Genomic DNA, 14,456 nt, shown 5'->3' with positions numbered 1-14,456 from the left:
CGCGTGTAAACGGCATTGATTGTCGGGGTATCTCTTGTATCTGTTCGAACCGCTGAAAGAACTCGCCGTCACCTATCTGCCGCCCGAGCAGATGGAGCAACTCAAAGCCGCCTATATCGTCGCCCGCGATGCCCATCAGGGCCAGACCCGCTCCAGTGGCGAGCCCTACATCACTCATCCGGTGGCCGTGGCCCGCATTCTGTGTGAAATGCACCTGGATCAGGAAACCCTGATGGCGGCGCTGCTGCACGACACCATTGAAGATACCCCCGTGACCCGGGAAGGGCTGGAGCAGCAGTTCGGCCATGCCGTGGCCGAGCTGGTGGACGGCGTGTCCAAGCTCGACAAGCTCAAGTTCCGCAACCGCAAGGAAGCCCAGACCGAGAACTTCCGCAAGATGGTGCTGGCCATGACCCAGGATATTCGGGTCATTCTGATCAAGCTGGCCGACCGCACCCACAACATGCGCACCCTGGGCGCCCTGCGTCCCGACAAGCGCCGGCGCATCGCCCGGGAAACCCTGGAAATCTATGCCCCCATCGCCAACCGCCTGGGCATTCACAGCATCAAGAACGAACTGGAAGAGCTGGGGCTGGAAGCCCTCTACCCCATGCGCACTCGGGTACTGCGGGAGTCGGTGCGCCGGGCCCGGGGCAACCGGCGTGAAATCATCGAGTCGATCCTGGCCGAGATCAAGGGCCGGCTCGAGGATGCCCACATCGAGGCCCAGGTCAAGGGGCGGGAAAAGAACCTGTTTTCCATCTACAACAAGATGGTGAAAAAGGAGCTGCAGTTCCACGAGGTGATGGACATCTACGCCTTTCGCGTGATCGTGAAGGACATCGACACCTGCTACCGGGTGCTGGGCCAGATGCACACCCTGTTCAAACCCCGTCCGGGCCGGTTCAAGGACTATATCGCCATTCCCAAGACCAACGGCTACCAGTCGCTGCACACCTCCCTGGTGGGCCCCCACGGGGTGCCGGTGGAAGTGCAGATCCGCACCGAATACATGGATCAGATGGCCGACAAGGGGGTTGCCGCTCACTGGGCCTACAAGCAGGACGGCGAAGCCTCCGGCACCACCGCCCAGGTGCGGGCCCAGCGCTGGATGCAGAGCCTGCTGGAACTGCAGCAAAGCGCCGGCTCCTCCTTTGAATTTATCGAAGGGGTCAAGACTGACCTGTTCCCCGACGAAATCTACGTGTTCACCCCCGAAGGCCGCATCCTGGAGCTGCCGTCCGGCGCCACCGCCGTTGACTTCGCCTACGCCGTGCACACCGACATCGGCCATGCCTGCGTGGGCGCCCGGGTCGACCGCCAGCCCTATCCGCTCAGCCAGCCGCTGCACTCGGGCCAGACCGTGGAGATCATCACCGCCCCCAGCGCCCGGCCCAACGCCGCCTGGCTCAACTTTGTGGTTACCTCCCGCGCCCGCACAAAAATACGGCAATTTCTCAAAAATCTGCGCACCGAGGAATCGGTGCTGCTGGGCCGGCGCCTGCTCAACCACGCTCTTGGATCCAAAAACCTGGAAGACATTCCGGTCGAACGGGTGGAGCAGGTGCTGAAAGACACCAAGCACGGCTCCATTCAAAACCTGCTGGCCGACATCGGCCTGGGCAACGCCATGAGCGTGGTGGTGGCCCGCCGGCTGCTGGACGACGCCCCCAGCGAGCGCTCAAAGACGGTCAAGAAAATGCCGATCCGCGGTGCCGACGACATGCTGCTCAACTTCGCCAACTGCTGCCGGCCCATTCCCGGCGACCCCATCGTGGCGCACATCAGCCCCGGCAAGGGACTGGTGGTGCACCTGGAGTCGTGCAAGAACATTCGCGGCTATGGCAAGGAGCCCGACAAGTACCTGGCGGTGCAGTGGGACATGGAGCAGGATTTCGATTACGAGTTCAAAACCGAGATCGGCATCGAGATCATCAACCATCAGGGCGCCCTGGCGGAGCTGGCCAATGTGATCGCCGCCACCGGCGCCAATATTCACAGCATCGCCACCGAGGAAAAGGACGGCCGGGTGTACGTGGTGGATCTGCTGATCACCACCCGCAGCCGCATTCATCTGGCCGACATCATGCGCAAGATCCGGGTGACCCCCAACGTGCTCAAGGTGTACCGCCAACGCAAATGATCTTTGGGGGAGAGGAAACGCGTGAGGGGTGAGGAGACAGTCACCTCCCCCTCACTCCTCACCGCCCGGCTTTCACGCTACACTGGGCCTATCTTGTCCACTCATGAACCGACCGGAGCCACACCATGCTCGCCCGCCTGTTCCTGCTCGGGATCTGCCTTGCCATGAACACCGCCGTCGCCCAAACCCCGCGCCTGACCACCGAAACCGAGCTGGCCGAGCTGGGCCTCGGCGGCCTGCAGCAATACTGGCAGGCCCACGCCATTGAAGGCCACTTTACCGGCCAGAATGATCTGGCCCTGCCCTGGGCCGCCCTGCGCAACCCCGAACACGGCAGTACCCTGGTGATCGTCAACGGCCGCACCGAGTCCTACCTCAAGTACCAGGAGCTGGCGCGGGATCTGTTTGAAAACGGCTACAACGTCTATCTCTATGATCACCGGGGCCAGGGCCTGGCCCCCCGGCTCGGCGCCGATCCGCTGATGGGCCATGTGGCGGACTTTAACGACTATGTGCAGGATCTGGAGCAGTTCATGCAGCAGGTGGTGCTGCCTGCCGGCCCGCAACCGGTCTACCTGCTGGCCCATTCCATGGGTGGCACCATCTCGGCGCTGTGGCTGAGCCAGACGCAAGTGCGCATACAGGCAGCGGCCCTGTCTTCACCCATGATGGGCATCTACCTCGGCCCCATGCCGCGCTGGCTGGCCGACGGCCTGGTCGCCGTACTGGGCACCGGCTGCCGCTGGCTGGGTCATGACGCCTGCTACGCGCCCGGCCAGGGTGGCTACGAGGAAACCCCCTTTGCCGACAACGAGCTCACCCACAGCGAGCTGCGCTACCGGCTGTTCCGTGAGCTGTACCGCGTCCGCCCCGAGCTGCAGCTGGGCGGGGTCAGCCTGCACTGGCTGGGAGAAAGCCTGGCCGCCGGCGACCGCACCATTGCCCGGGCCCGGCTGATTACCACCCCGCTGCTGGTATTGCAGGCCAGCCGGGACGTGGTGGTGGACAACGAGGCGCAAAATGCCTTTTGCCAGACCTTGAGCCACTGCGAGGGAGGCGGGCCCAAGCGCATCAAGGGCGCCTCCCACGAGCTGTTTATCGAACAGGACAAGTACCGTCGGCAGGCGCTGAACGCCGTATTCGACTTTTTTGAAAAACACCCCTGATGCACGGAAACACCGCCATGTACGACGTGATCGTCTCCGATCTGGACGGCACCCTGCTGAACAGCCAGCACCGTATTTCCGGCTATACCCGGGAGGTGCTGCACGAGCTGACCCGCCGGGGCGTGGAATTTATCGTGGCCACCGGCCGCCACCATGTGGACGTGCGCGCCATTCGCGACCAGCTGGGGCTGAACGTGAGCCTGATCACCAGCAACGGCGCCCGCATTCACGATGCCGATGACAACTTGCTCCACAACCAGAGCATTCCCGCCGACATGGTGGAAGAGCTGCTGTTTCGCTTTCGCCTGCCGGAAGTGCACCTCAACCTTTATCAGGGGGATCACTGGCTGGTGGAAGAGCCCCTGCCCGCCCTGCTCGACTTCTGCCCCGACAGCCCGTTTCGCTACCGGGTGACCGATCTCCGGCAGCTGCCCGCAGACGGCGTGGACAAGGTGTTCTACGCCGGCAGCCACGCCCAGCTGGAAAAGATGGAAGACCTGCTGCTGGCCCATTTCGGCGACCGGCTCAACATCACCTTTTCATTGCCCATCTGCCTGGAAGTGATGCACGGCAGCGTCAACAAGGGCTCGGCGGTGGCCTCGCTGGCGGCACTCAGAAACACGCCACTGGCGCGGGTGATCGCCTTTGGCGACGGCATGAACGATTACGAAATGCTGCGCCGGGCCGGTACCGGCGTGGTGATGGCCAACGCCCACACTCGGCTGCAGGACGCCCTGCCCCACCATGAGCGCACCCACAGCGCCGATGACGACGGCGTGGCCCGCTACCTGGCCCGGGTGTTTGAACTCTAACCCTGCACCATTTCCAGAATGGCTCGCCGCTCGGCCTCGGTAACCGGCATCACCGACAGCCGGTTGCCTTTTTTCACCAATGGCATGTCAGCGAGGGCCGGGTTGGTCTTGAGTGCCGCCAGGGGCAGCAGCGGCAGTTTGCGTTCAAAGGTCAGCTCCACCGCATACCAGCGCGGCTTTGTCGGGTCTGATTTGGGGTCGAAATAGGGGCTGTCGGGGTCAAAGGCAAAGGGGTCTGGCACGCCGGCGCGCACCACCCGTGCCAGACCGGCAATGCCCACCTTGCTGCAGCTGGAGTGGTAGATAAACACCTCATCGCCTTCCTTGACCTCATCCCTGAGAAAATTGCGCGCCTGGTAATTGCGCACCCCTTCCCACAGGGTATTGGCCCGGGCCAGATCGTCGATGGAAAAGGTATCGGGCTCGGTTTTGAACAGCCAGCAGGCCATGACGTCTCCTCATTTTTTGTTGTGCCACCCGCTGGCGGCCGGCGTTGCCCTGTGGCAACCTTGATGATCGCCATACTGACCCGACCCGGAGAAATTCGCAATGCGTACCCCCCTGTGGCTGATCCCGTCGCTGCTGCTGACCGCCTGCGGCACCCCCCCGCCGCCGCCGGCCCCCGAGCCTCGCCCCGAGGTCAAGGCCGAGCAGCCCGCCGGCCCCCAGCCCTTTGAAAACGAGGTGATCAGCGTGCCGGTCAGCCCGCTGCAGGAGCTGCCTCAGGAATGGTGATGGCCCATTACATCGGCATCATGTCCGGCACCAGCCTGGACGGCATCGACGCCGTGCTGGTGACCACCGACGGCCGCCACATCGAGCTGAAAGGCCGTACCAGCGCGCCCATGGCGTCTGACCTGCGCGAGCGGCTGCTGGCCATCGCCGGCGGCGGCGCCGTGACCGCCCAACAATGGGGCGAGCTCGACGCCGCCCTGGGCCGGGCCTATGCCGACATTACCCGGCAACTGCTGGCCGACACCGGCATCAGCGCGGCACAGGTGCGTGCCATCGGCTGCCACGGCCAGACGGTGTGGCACCAGCCCGATGGCGAACTGCCGTTCTCGCTGCAACTGGGGGATGGCAACCGGCTGGCGGCGGAGACCGGCATCACCACGGTCACCGATTTTCGCCGTAAGGACATGGCCCTGGGCGGCCAGGGCGCGCCCCTGGTGCCCGCCTTTCACCAGTGTGTGCTGGCCCACTCCGAGCGGCTGCGTATCGTGGTCAACATCGGCGGCATCGCCAATATTTCGGTGCTGGCCCCGGGCCACCCGGTGCGGGGCCATGACGTGGGCCCGGGCAACATGCTGCTGGACCTTTGGTGCCGGCGCCATACCGGTGCCCCTTTTGATCGCGACGCCGCTCTTGGCCGCCAGGGCAGGGTGCTGCCCGACTTACTGGCGCGCCTGCTGAGTGAGCCCTGGCTGGCGCTGCCGGCACCCAAGAGCACCGGCCGGGAGCTGTTTAACGATGCCTGGCTCGAGCGGCACCTCGCCGGCGACGAAGCCATCGCCGACGTGCAGGCCACGTTAACCGAATTTACCGCCACCGCCATTGTCCGGCAGGCGCAACAATGGCCGGCGGGCGAGCTGCTGGTGTGTGGCGGCGGCGGCCACAATCCGCTGCTGATGGCGCGCCTCACCGCCCTGCTGCCTGACTGGCGGGTGAACACCACCAACGCCGCCGGCGTCGACATGGACGCCATGGAGGCCATGGCCTTTGCCTGGCTGGCCCACCAGACCCTGCACCATTTGCCCGGCAACCTGCCAGAGGTGACCGGCGCCCGGCGCCCCGCCGTGCTCGGTGCCGTGCATTTTCCCGACTGACGAGAACCACCATGAACAACCCGCTGCTTCAGGATCTGGCCCGCCTCACCTCGGAAGGCCGCAACCCGGATACCCTCGACATCGATACCCAAAGCGCCCTGGACATCGTCACCGCCATCAACGCCCAGGACAAGCAGGTGCCGGCGGCGGTGGAAAAGGTGCTGCCCGCCATCGCCGCCGCTGTGGACATGATTGAATCTGCCCTGCGCCGGGGCGGCCGGCTGATCTACACCGGCGCCGGCACCAGCGGCCGGCTGGGGGTGCTGGATGCCTCCGAATGCCCGCCCACCTTCAGCGTGCCTCATGGTCTGGTGGTGGGACTGATCGCCGGCGGCGAGGCGGCCATGTTCCAGGCTCAGGAAGGGGCGGAAGACAATGAGCGGCAAGGCGAGCAGGATCTGCGCAATATCAACCTCACTGACAACGACGTGGTGGTGGGCATCGCCGCCAGCGGTCGCACCCCCTATGTGCTTGGCGGCCTGCGCTACGCCCGCAGTCTGGGTGCCGGCACGGTGGCGCTGGCCTGCAATCCCGGCTCGGCCATCGGCCGGGAGGCGGACATCGCCATCGAGCCCGAAGTGGGGCCCGAGGTGATCACCGGTTCCACCCGGCTGAAGGCGGGCACCGCCCAGAAACTGGTGCTCAATATGCTGAGCACCGCCGCCATGATCAGGCTGGGCAAGGTCTATCAGAACCTGATGGTGGATTTGCACGCCAGCAACCAAAAGCTGGAGGCCCGCGCCATCCGCATCGTGATGCAGGCCACCGGCACGGACGAAGCCACCGCCGCCGACGCCCTGGCGGCGGCGGACAGCGAGGTGAAGCTGGCGATACTGATGCTGCTGTCGGGGTTGAACAAAACCGAGGCCCGCGCCCGGCTGCAACGGGGCCAGGGCGTGCTGCGCCAGGCACTGGAAGATTAGGGCTCGTCAGACTCCTCATCTTCACGGGCCAGACGGGCCCGCAGTTTTTCTTCCCGCCGGCGGTACCAGTGGGCCTTGAACGCCGTCCACCAGTCGTGGGACAACTCGCCGCCGTACGCCTCCAGCAGGGCGATCACCCGGTCCAGGGTCAGTACGGCGGCGTCGTAGTCAATGTCCAGCCAGTGCTTGCGCACCACCACCTTGGCCACCCCCGGCTCGGCGTCAAACACCCGCGCCAGCTTTTCAATCTGCAGCTGATTCATGTGATCCAGCTTGAGGTGGCGCCGGACCAGGGCCCGGTCGTCGATGTCCGAATTCGAGGTCATGTGCCGCTCCTGTGCGTGGATAATTCGGGTCAGACCGAGTTAAGAGCAAAGCCGGTGCAAACGCAAGGCCGCCGGTTGCAATGACCGACCGGCTGTTTCACCATATTGTGGAAATCGTTTTCAAATTAATGAGAGGCACACATGGACTCCACCGTTACCCTCAGGGCCACCGCCGGCCTGCCCGCCGTTGAACTGCCGGCCATCGGCCAGGGCACCTGGTACATGGGCGAAGGACTCAACCCCCGTCAGGCCGAGATCAAGGCGCTGCAGCAAGGGCTGGATCTCGGCCTGCGGCTTATCGACACCGCCGAGATGTATGCCGATGGCGGCGCCGAGGAAGTGGTCGGTGACGCACTCAAGGGGCGCCGGGACCAGGCCTTTCTGGTGTCCAAGGTCTATCCCTGGAACGCCGGCCGCCGCAGCGCCATCGCCGCCTGTGAAGCCAGCCTCAAGCGGCTGGGCACCGATTATCTCGACCTCTATCTGTTGCACTGGCCCGGCAGCATACCCCTGGACGAAACCCTGGACGCCTTTGAGCAACTGCAGGCGGACGGCAAAATCCGGCGGTTTGGCGTGTCCAACTGCGACCTGAGCGAAATGCAGGAGCTGGCTGACACTCCGGGCGGTGATCAGTGCGCGGTCAACCAGGTGCTGTACCACCTGGGCTCCCGCGGCATTGAATATGCCCTGCTGCCCTGGCAGCGCGAACGGGGCCTGCCCACCATGGCCTACTGCCCGCTGGCTCAGGGCGGCCGGCTGCGCCGGGAGCTGTTCGGCCACCCCGAACTGCAGGCCATGGCCGGCGATCTGGGGGTGACCGTGGCCCAGCTGCTGCTGGCCTGGGCCATCCGCCCGGTCAACGGCCAGCGGGATGTCATCGCCATTCCCAAGGCGGTGCAGCCCGCCCATGTGCAGCAAAACGCCGAGGCGCTGCAACTGCACCTGGACGACGAGGTACTGACCCGGCTAGACGCCGCCTTTGCCGCGCCCACCCGTAAAACGCCGCTGGATATTGTGTAGCCGGACATAAAAAAGCCCGCCGAACCCGGCGGGCAATACGGAAGGAACCACCCTCACTGAACCATCAGAACTGGTACTGGGCGCTCAGTTGCACTCGGCTGGCATCCCGGCTGTCGCCGCCGATGGTTTCCAGATCCACCAACTGGTATTCGGCCCCCACCATCAGCCGCTCGGTGATATCCCACAGCAGGTTGGCATAGGTGTAATTCAGATTATCGAAATGACCGTCGTAATTACCGCTGTCGGGCAGATCCTGCTCCAGCCAGGAATAACCGACCGAGCTGAACCATTGCGGGTTCCAGTTATGGTTCAGCGACACGCCGCCCCCCTGCAGATCCACGGTTTCCAGCTTGCCATTATTCACATAGACATCGGGGGCACTCTTGTGACCCACGTTGCCCGGGTTGCCCATGTAGTTACCGATGCCGGAGCCGATGGTGTAGCTGCCCTTGAGGCTGGTGCGCTCCAGCAGCGGCAGACTGAACTGGGCCTGTAGCCCGTAGCCGGTGGCCTTGTCGTCCACGGTATTGCCGATGGCATTGTCGTTGGTGGACAGCTCGCGCACCACGCCCGACAGCGCCAGCATACGCTGATATTCATAACGCAGGGTCAGGTCCGGCAGCCGGCTTTCCTCTTTGGCGGTGCCACTGTCGGGCCGGGCGATCACGGTATCGGGATCTTCCAATGCCACCGACAGGGCGCCCTCACCCAGCCGGTGGGTGTAGCGCACCTGGCCCTGGCGCTCCATGTTGTAGCCGATGGGATCCCCCAGGGCCAAAGTGCGGGTGGTGCCCACAAAGCTCATGAAGTTGGTCCAGGTCTGGCCGGCCAGAAAGCCGCCCAGCTCGCCGTAGGCATGGCGCAGGTTGAGCTTGCCGTCGGGCAGGAAATGCACCTCCAGGAAGGTATTCAGCTTGCCGTAGTCGGTCTGGCTATGGGTGCGGAAGTTGAGCCGGCTTTCCCAGGCGGTAAAGTCGGTGCGACCGTCGGTGGCATTGGCATCCGGATTGAGCAGGTTGAACGGACTGGTGGCGTCGCCCAGGTCATAATCGGCGTCGTAGAGCATGTCCAGCTTGACGTAGCCGCCAAAGGCGAAATCGGTTTGGGTGCCCGGAATATTGATGGTGGTGCGATGGTTCCAGGGTGGCCCCACCCGGCTCGGCTCGCCCGTGACGATGGGCTGGCCCGCTTCCACCACCGGCATGGCCAGGGCGGTGCCGCTCAACATGCCGGTCGCCAGAAACACAGACAACGCCACTTTGGTTTTTTTCATGTTCAACTCACTCCATGGTTGTTATTCATGCAATTCACATTTCCTTATTGGTCGAACAGAATGCCGCCGCCCAAGGACCAGCGACGCCCTTTTAACCAACAAAACCTTCACGTTTCGGAAACATTTTTCACCATGGGTAGGCATGTGGAACAATGATATCTTGAGATAGACCCATACCTTTTTTCGTATATCAGTCCGACGGCACACTCAGCCCGGCTCACGGCTGGCCATGAGCCGGACAAAAAAAGCCACTCCCCGGGGGAAGTGGCAAAGGATGAGGCTATCTAACCAGCTACATCAACTACAACAGGCTGGGTAACCACAGGGAAATGGCCGGGAACACGGCAATAATGAGCATGCACACCAGCATGGAGACCAGGAAGGGGATCATGGCCTTGAACAGGGCGCCCATCGGCAGGTTGGCGGAGGTCATGGCGATATAGAGCCCAGGCCCCACCGGCGGCGTCACCAGGCCGATCAGGGTGGCCAGGCTGATGATCACACCAAAGTGGATGGGATCGATGCCAAAGGAAACGGCCGCCGGCAGAATGATCGGCACTATTACTATCATCACACTGATGCTTTCCAGGAACATGCCGAGCAGGATCACCAGCACATACACCAGCATCAGGAACAGCAGCGGCGAGGTGGTAATGCCGCTGATCCACTCCACCAGCATGTCCGGCACCGCCTCGAACGACAGTGCCCAGCCAAATACCGAGGCGGTGGCAATCAGCCCGGTAATGGTGGCGGTATTGACCGCCACCGAGGCGAACACTTCCGGCAGCTCCTTCAGGTTGATGGTCTTGTAAACGAAGGCGCCGATAAGAAAGGCCATGATGGAGGCGATGGCTCCGGCCTCGGTGGGGGTCATCACTCCCGAAATAATACAGACGATCACCACCAGCGGAATGGTACCGGGCAACAAGCCGTTCACCAGCTCCCGGCGAATGTTTTTGTGCTTGAGGTGCTCCCCCGAGGGCAGGCCGGCAAACAGGCCGGTGAGGAAGATCACCAGGGCGAAACCGGCGATGATCAGCAGCCCCGGCAAAATGCCGGCGATAAACAGGGCGGAGATCGGCTGATAGGCCACCACCCCGTAAATGATCATCAGCATGGAGGGCGGAATAATGGGCCCGAGCAGGCCACCGGCCATGGTGACGGCGGCCGAGAATTCCTTCTTGTAGCCCTTTTCCACCATGGTGGGCACCATCAGCCGGCTCATCACCGCAATCTGGGCGGTGGCCGAGCCGAGGATGGAGGCGGCCATGGCGTTGGTCAGCAGGTTGACGTAGGCCAGGCCGCCCTTGAAACCGCCCACGAACACATCGGCGGCGTCCATCAGCCGGGAGGTCAGCCCGCCCTTGTTCATCAGCTCGCCCACCAGCATAAACAGCGGAATGGCCAGCAGGCCGTTCTGATTAAGGGAGCCGTACAGCTGGATCGGCAGCGAGCTCATCAGCACGGTGAGATCGGTTTGCCACAGGAACACCAGGGTGCCCAGCAGCAGGGTAATGAAGATGGGCAGCCCCAGCAGCAGGGCAATGAAAAAAGTAACAGAGGTGATCATAATGCCGTCTCGCTATGAACCTGACCGTTGGGCGTAATGAGATTGATCAGCTGGTGCCAGGCCATGCAATAGAAGGACACCACCAGTACCGCGTAGTTGTACCAGCGGGGCAGCTGAGTGGTCGGCGACACATCCGCCTTGATCTCCGGGCGCAGTATCCAGTCGGTGGCAAAATAGCACAGCACCAGCAGCACCAGCAGGGACAGCAACTGCAGCCCCTTATGCAGCCAGTTCCCCCAAGGCTTGCCCAGGTTTTCCAGAATAAAGTCCACCCGCACCAGCTTGTTGCTGAACAGCAAATAGCTGACGCCGATAAAGGAAGCGGAAATCAGGATCTGCACCGCGACCTCTTCGGCCCAGAACAAGGGGCTGCTGAAGAAATAGCGGAGTATCACCTGGGCCGAGAGGATCAGGGTCAGCGCCGCCGTCAGCAGCACCAGCAGGCCGTATTCGAGCCTGCCGAGCAGTCTGTCCAATGTCTTGATGATGTTGAACATAATCACCTCTGCGGGCGGACGCCGGGGTCCGCCCTGGTATCTTGATTACTGGGTCTGCTGCAGGTAGAAGGCATCGATGCCCTCACTGGCAGCACGGTATTTCTCGACCACCACCTCGGCGGCCGGTTGCAACTGGGTGGCATCAAACGCGTTGATGGTCACGCCCTCGCCCTTGAGCAGTTCCAGGTTGCTGATTTCGGCCTCGGCCTGCTTTTTGAACCCCCATTCCTCGGCTTCCCTGAAGGCATTCAGCACCAGCGTCCGGTCTTCCTCGGACAGCCGGTTCCACCACACCTCGGAGGCCACCACCACGCCGGGGAAGGCCATGTGGTTGGTCAGGGTCAGGTAGGGCGCCTGCTGATACATCTTGAGGCCCACGACGATGTCCAGATCCACGTCCACCGCGTCCAGCAGGTTGGTGGTCAGCGCCGAAGATACGTCGCCGATGGCCAGGGCGGTGGGCGCCGCGCCCAGCTGCTGCCACCAGTCGTTGAACAGCTTGTTGGGGAAGGAGCGAATCTTCTTGTTTTCAAAGTCTTCCACCGTGGTCATCGGCTTGGTGGAAAGAATGTGGCGCATGCCGGCAAAGGTGTAACCCAGGCCCACCAGCTTGTGCTGCTTGAGGTTGTCCAGCATTTCCCGGGCGGCGGGGTGCTGGCTGGCTTCAGCGGCGTCGGTCACGTCATCAAAGAGATAGGGCAGGAACCAGGCGTTCATGTCTTCGGCCCGGTTCGACAGGCTGCCCGCGGTCAGCACCGCCAGCTGCATGCCGCCGGACTGCAGCAGGTCAATCATCTGATCGTCGCCGCCCAGCTTGGACAGCGGGAAAATCATGATGGAATGCTTGCCGCCGGAGGCTTCCTTCAGGTTGTCGTTGAAGCGCTCGGCCACCTGGTGCCAGATGTGGCTGGGCGGGGTCACATGACCCAGACGCAGCCGCTCCGCACTGGCAGACAGGCTGAAGATCAGCGCCGAGGCGATGGCGGTGACCGCCAAGAGTTTTTTGAAAATTACCATGACGAGTCTAGCTCCCTGTAATCCTTGAGTTCGGGGGTGTTCCCCCACCATTGCGGCCATGTGGCCTGACATCCGTTTTCATCCACAACGGGGTCGGCCGGGTCCTGGACCCGGCCTTACGGTTATTGGGCGATACGCAGTTCCACGTCACCCACCCCGGCCACCGAGCCGAGGATATGATCGCCGGCCACCACCGGGCCCACACCATCCGGCGTGCCGGTGTAGATCAGATCTCCCGGCTGCAGGTGGTAGAAGCGGGACAGGTGGGCGATGATCTCCGGCACGTTCCAGATAAGCTTGGTCAAATCCGAGTTCTGCTTAACCTCGCCGTTCACGCTCAGGGTGATCACCCCGCTGTCGACGATGCCGGTTTCTTCCTTGCGCACGATGGGGCCGAGTACCGCCGACTCCTCGAAGTCCTTGCCCAGATCCCAGGGCCGGCCGGTTTCCCGCGCCTTCAGCTGCAGATCCCGGCGGGTCATGTCCAGGCCGGCGGCGTAGCCGAACACCAGCTCGTTGGCCTCGGCCTCGCTCACCTCGAAACCGGCCTGACCGATGGCCACCACAAACTCCATTTCATAATGGTAATTGGCGGTTTGCGGCGGATAGGCGATTTCGCTGCCCGAAGGGATCAGGCTGCTTGGGTGCTTGGTGAAGTAAAAGGGCTCCTGGCTGCTCTTGTCCACGCTCACGCCCATTTCGGCGGCATGGGCATGGTAGTTGCGGCCGACACAGAAGATGCGGTGCACCGGAAACAGCTGGTCGGTGCCGGCCACGGCGGCCAGGGACGGCGCCTTCAGGGGAAATAACAGATTTTCGCTCATCTTGTTCAACCTTGACTCAGTAAATGCCGAGATAACGATGCAGCGGGGCTTCGTCGGCGGTGATCATAAAGGCCGGCTTATCGGCCGAGCCGTTGCTCAGGGTAATGTCGGTGTACCCCGGGGCCGACAGGGTGTCCTTGTCGTTCCAGGTCAGGGGATCGCCGCCGTCCACGCTCAGCTGGCCAGAGCCTTCCACGGCGTGGAACACACAGGCGGTGGTGCGCTTGGGCAGGGTGACGGTTTCGCCCGGGCGCAGCATCAGGGCGCCAAAGCCGATGCTGGGGAACAGGCTGGCGCCGGTTTCCGGGTTGACATAGCTCACCTGCAGTAAACCGTCTTGGTAATGCTCGGCCATTTCCACCAGGCAGGCGCGGGTCTTGGCCCAGGGGTAGCGCAGCATGGGCGAGTCGGCGGTGCCCCGCTGGAAGTTGAGGTTGGGTACCACGCCGGCGGCACTGTAGTCAGCGAACGACTTGTCCCGGCTCAGGGTGGTCTGCTGGGGCTGGCCTTCCACCGCCCAGGAGCCTTCCAGCTGGTAGATCAGCGGCAGATCGAGGATGTCCAGCCAGACGATGGGGCCATCTCCTTCGTGGTGGTGCTCGTGCCACTTGCCGGAGGGGGTGAGGATCAGATCGCCCCGCTCCATGCGGCAGGGTTCGCCGTTAACGGTGGTGTAGGCGCCTTCACCCTCGATGATAATGCGCACCGCGTTGGGGGTATGGCGGTGGTTGGGCGCGGTTTCACCGGGCAGGATCAGCTGCAGCCCCATGTAGATGCTGGGGGTGGCCTGCATGTTGTTCAACCCGTGGCCCGGGTTGGCCAGCACCAGCACCCGGCGCTCGGCCTTTTCCATCGGGGTCAGTTCGCCGGCCTGCAGCAGCAGCGGGCGAACCACCTCGTAATCCCAGCGCAGAGTGCGAGTCTTGCGGCTGGGCACCTTGGGCGGCAGCACGGCGCGCATGTTGGGCCACAGCGGCACCAGGTTCTGTTCGGTCAGCTCGTTGCGGTAGCTTTCGGGCAGGTCTTCCAGGGTTCCGAGTTGATGCATCTTCTCTGTCT

General features: G+C 63.2%; 15 protein-coding genes. 7 read left to right on the top strand and 8 right to left on the bottom strand.

Features of this window, described 5'->3' with window-relative positions; genetic code table 11:
- Positions 1 to 34 precede the first annotated feature (34 nt).
- From spoT to GU3_RS03140, 3 genes are all read left to right on the top strand, one after another.
- Positions 35 to 2,143, top strand: coding sequence for a bifunctional GTP diphosphokinase/guanosine-3',5'-bis pyrophosphate 3'-pyrophosphohydrolase (gene spoT, locus GU3_RS03150; RefSeq protein ID WP_014291109.1), 2,109 nt, complete (start codon positions 35 to 37; stop codon positions 2,141 to 2,143).
- Positions 2,144 to 2,268: 125 nt separating this feature from the next.
- A complete protein-coding gene (locus tag GU3_RS03145) occupies positions 2,269 to 3,309 on the top strand; it encodes an alpha/beta fold hydrolase (RefSeq protein ID WP_014291108.1) in 1,041 nt (346 codons plus the stop codon).
- 17 nt (positions 3,310 to 3,326) lie between these two features.
- On the top strand, positions 3,327 to 4,121 hold the full coding sequence (locus tag GU3_RS03140) for a Cof-type HAD-IIB family hydrolase (protein ID WP_014291107.1): 795 nt from the start codon (positions 3,327 to 3,329) through the stop codon (positions 4,119 to 4,121).
- Here GU3_RS03140 and GU3_RS03135 read toward each other — a convergent pair.
- Positions 4,118 to 4,570 (bottom strand): EVE domain-containing protein, encoded by a 453-nt coding sequence (locus GU3_RS03135; protein ID WP_014291106.1) that lies wholly within the window; start codon positions 4,568 to 4,570, stop codon positions 4,118 to 4,120. The genes GU3_RS03140 and GU3_RS03135 overlap by 4 nt on opposite strands.
- Positions 4,571 to 4,670: 100 nt before the next feature.
- Between GU3_RS03135 and GU3_RS03130 the strand changes: the two genes are divergently transcribed.
- The 3 genes from GU3_RS03130 to murQ are packed head-to-tail and all read left to right on the top strand — an operon-like array spanning position 4,671 to position 6,870.
- Positions 4,671 to 4,856 carry a hypothetical protein gene (locus tag GU3_RS03130; protein WP_014291105.1) on the top strand — a complete coding sequence of 62 codons (186 nt, stop codon included), beginning with the start codon at positions 4,671 to 4,673 and terminating at the stop codon, positions 4,854 to 4,856.
- On the top strand, positions 4,850 to 5,947 hold the full coding sequence (locus tag GU3_RS03125; RefSeq protein ID WP_014291104.1) for an anhydro-N-acetylmuramic acid kinase: 1,098 nt from the start codon (positions 4,850 to 4,852) through the stop codon (positions 5,945 to 5,947). The genes GU3_RS03130 and GU3_RS03125 overlap by 7 nt, the downstream gene beginning before the upstream one ends.
- Before the next feature lie 11 nt (positions 5,948 to 5,958).
- Positions 5,959 to 6,870, top strand: a complete 912-nt coding sequence (murQ, locus tag GU3_RS03120; protein ID WP_014291103.1) for an N-acetylmuramic acid 6-phosphate etherase — start codon at positions 5,959 to 5,961, stop codon at positions 6,868 to 6,870.
- Here murQ and GU3_RS03115 read toward each other — a convergent pair.
- Positions 6,867 to 7,196 carry a hypothetical protein gene (locus GU3_RS03115; protein ID WP_014291102.1) on the bottom strand — a complete coding sequence of 110 codons (330 nt, stop codon included), beginning with the start codon at positions 7,194 to 7,196 and terminating at the stop codon, positions 6,867 to 6,869. The genes murQ and GU3_RS03115 overlap by 4 nt on opposite strands.
- A 141-nt stretch (positions 7,197 to 7,337) precedes the next feature.
- Here GU3_RS03115 and GU3_RS03110 point away from each other — a divergent pair, with 141 nt between their 5' ends.
- Complete coding sequence (locus GU3_RS03110) at positions 7,338 to 8,216, top strand: aldo/keto reductase (RefSeq protein ID WP_014291101.1); 879 nt, start codon at positions 7,338 to 7,340, stop codon at positions 8,214 to 8,216.
- Positions 8,217 to 8,280: 64 nt separating this feature from the next.
- On the opposite strand, the gene GU3_RS03105 is transcribed toward GU3_RS03110, so the two are convergent.
- From GU3_RS03105 to GU3_RS03080, 6 genes are all read right to left on the bottom strand, one after another.
- The gene (locus tag GU3_RS03105) at positions 8,281 to 9,489 is read right to left on the bottom strand and encodes a DcaP family trimeric outer membrane transporter (protein WP_014291100.1); all 1,209 of its coding nucleotides are present in this window, start codon (positions 9,487 to 9,489) and stop codon (positions 8,281 to 8,283) included.
- Positions 9,490 to 9,790: 301 nt separating this feature from the next.
- Complete coding sequence (locus tag GU3_RS03100; protein ID WP_014291099.1) at positions 9,791 to 11,059, bottom strand: TRAP transporter large permease; 1,269 nt, start codon at positions 11,057 to 11,059, stop codon at positions 9,791 to 9,793.
- Entirely contained in the window at positions 11,056 to 11,556 is a 501-nt protein-coding gene (locus tag GU3_RS03095; protein ID WP_014291098.1) for a TRAP transporter small permease, read from the bottom strand. The genes GU3_RS03100 and GU3_RS03095 overlap by 4 nt, the downstream gene beginning before the upstream one ends.
- A 45-nt stretch (positions 11,557 to 11,601) precedes the next feature.
- Positions 11,602 to 12,573, bottom strand: coding sequence for a TRAP transporter substrate-binding protein (locus GU3_RS03090; protein ID WP_014291097.1), 972 nt, complete (start codon positions 12,571 to 12,573; stop codon positions 11,602 to 11,604).
- Between the two features lie 122 nt (positions 12,574 to 12,695).
- Positions 12,696 to 13,397, bottom strand: coding sequence for a fumarylacetoacetate hydrolase family protein (locus GU3_RS03085; protein WP_014291096.1), 702 nt, complete (start codon positions 13,395 to 13,397; stop codon positions 12,696 to 12,698).
- A 16-nt stretch (positions 13,398 to 13,413) separates the two neighbouring features.
- Positions 13,414 to 14,445 carry a cupin domain-containing protein gene (locus GU3_RS03080; RefSeq protein ID WP_014291095.1) on the bottom strand — a complete coding sequence of 344 codons (1,032 nt, stop codon included), beginning with the start codon at positions 14,443 to 14,445 and terminating at the stop codon, positions 13,414 to 13,416.
- Positions 14,446 to 14,456: the final 11 nt, after the last annotated feature.

It is taken from the genome of Oceanimonas sp. GK1 (assembly GCF_000243075.1).
In the GTDB taxonomy this organism is placed as follows: domain Bacteria; phylum Pseudomonadota; class Gammaproteobacteria; order Enterobacterales; family Aeromonadaceae; genus Oceanimonas.
This window is presented reverse-complemented; position numbering and strand designations above follow the sequence as displayed.

Excerpts from the sequence above, each read along its gene's own strand:
- GU3_RS03090 (WP_014291097.1), bottom strand. The coding sequence starts at position 12,573 with ATGGTAATTTTCAAAAAACTCTTGGCGGTCACCGCCATCGCCTCGGCG.
- GU3_RS03105 (WP_014291100.1), bottom strand. The coding sequence starts at position 9,489 with ATGAAAAAAACCAAAGTGGCGTTGTCTGTGTTTCTGGCGACCGGCATG.
- GU3_RS03095 (WP_014291098.1), bottom strand. The coding sequence starts at position 11,556 with ATGTTCAACATCATCAAGACATTGGACAGACTGCTCGGCAGGCTCGAA.
- GU3_RS03110 (WP_014291101.1), top strand. The coding sequence starts at position 7,338 with ATGGACTCCACCGTTACCCTCAGGGCCACCGCCGGCCTGCCCGCCGTT.
- GU3_RS03125 (WP_014291104.1), top strand. The coding sequence starts at position 4,850 with ATGGTGATGGCCCATTACATCGGCATCATGTCCGGCACCAGCCTGGAC.
- GU3_RS03100 (WP_014291099.1), bottom strand. The coding sequence starts at position 11,059 with ATGATCACCTCTGTTACTTTTTTCATTGCCCTGCTGCTGGGGCTGCCC.
- GU3_RS03145 (WP_014291108.1), top strand. The coding sequence starts at position 2,269 with ATGCTCGCCCGCCTGTTCCTGCTCGGGATCTGCCTTGCCATGAACACC.
- GU3_RS03140 (WP_014291107.1), top strand. The coding sequence starts at position 3,327 with ATGTACGACGTGATCGTCTCCGATCTGGACGGCACCCTGCTGAACAGC.
- GU3_RS03130 (WP_014291105.1), top strand. The coding sequence starts at position 4,671 with ATGCGTACCCCCCTGTGGCTGATCCCGTCGCTGCTGCTGACCGCCTGC.
- GU3_RS03085 (WP_014291096.1), bottom strand. The coding sequence starts at position 13,397 with ATGAGCGAAAATCTGTTATTTCCCCTGAAGGCGCCGTCCCTGGCCGCC.
- GU3_RS03115 (WP_014291102.1), bottom strand. The coding sequence starts at position 7,196 with ATGACCTCGAATTCGGACATCGACGACCGGGCCCTGGTCCGGCGCCAC.
- GU3_RS03080 (WP_014291095.1), bottom strand. The coding sequence starts at position 14,445 with ATGCATCAACTCGGAACCCTGGAAGACCTGCCCGAAAGCTACCGCAAC.
- murQ (WP_014291103.1), top strand. The coding sequence starts at position 5,959 with ATGAACAACCCGCTGCTTCAGGATCTGGCCCGCCTCACCTCGGAAGGC.
- GU3_RS03135 (WP_014291106.1), bottom strand. The coding sequence starts at position 4,570 with ATGGCCTGCTGGCTGTTCAAAACCGAGCCCGATACCTTTTCCATCGAC.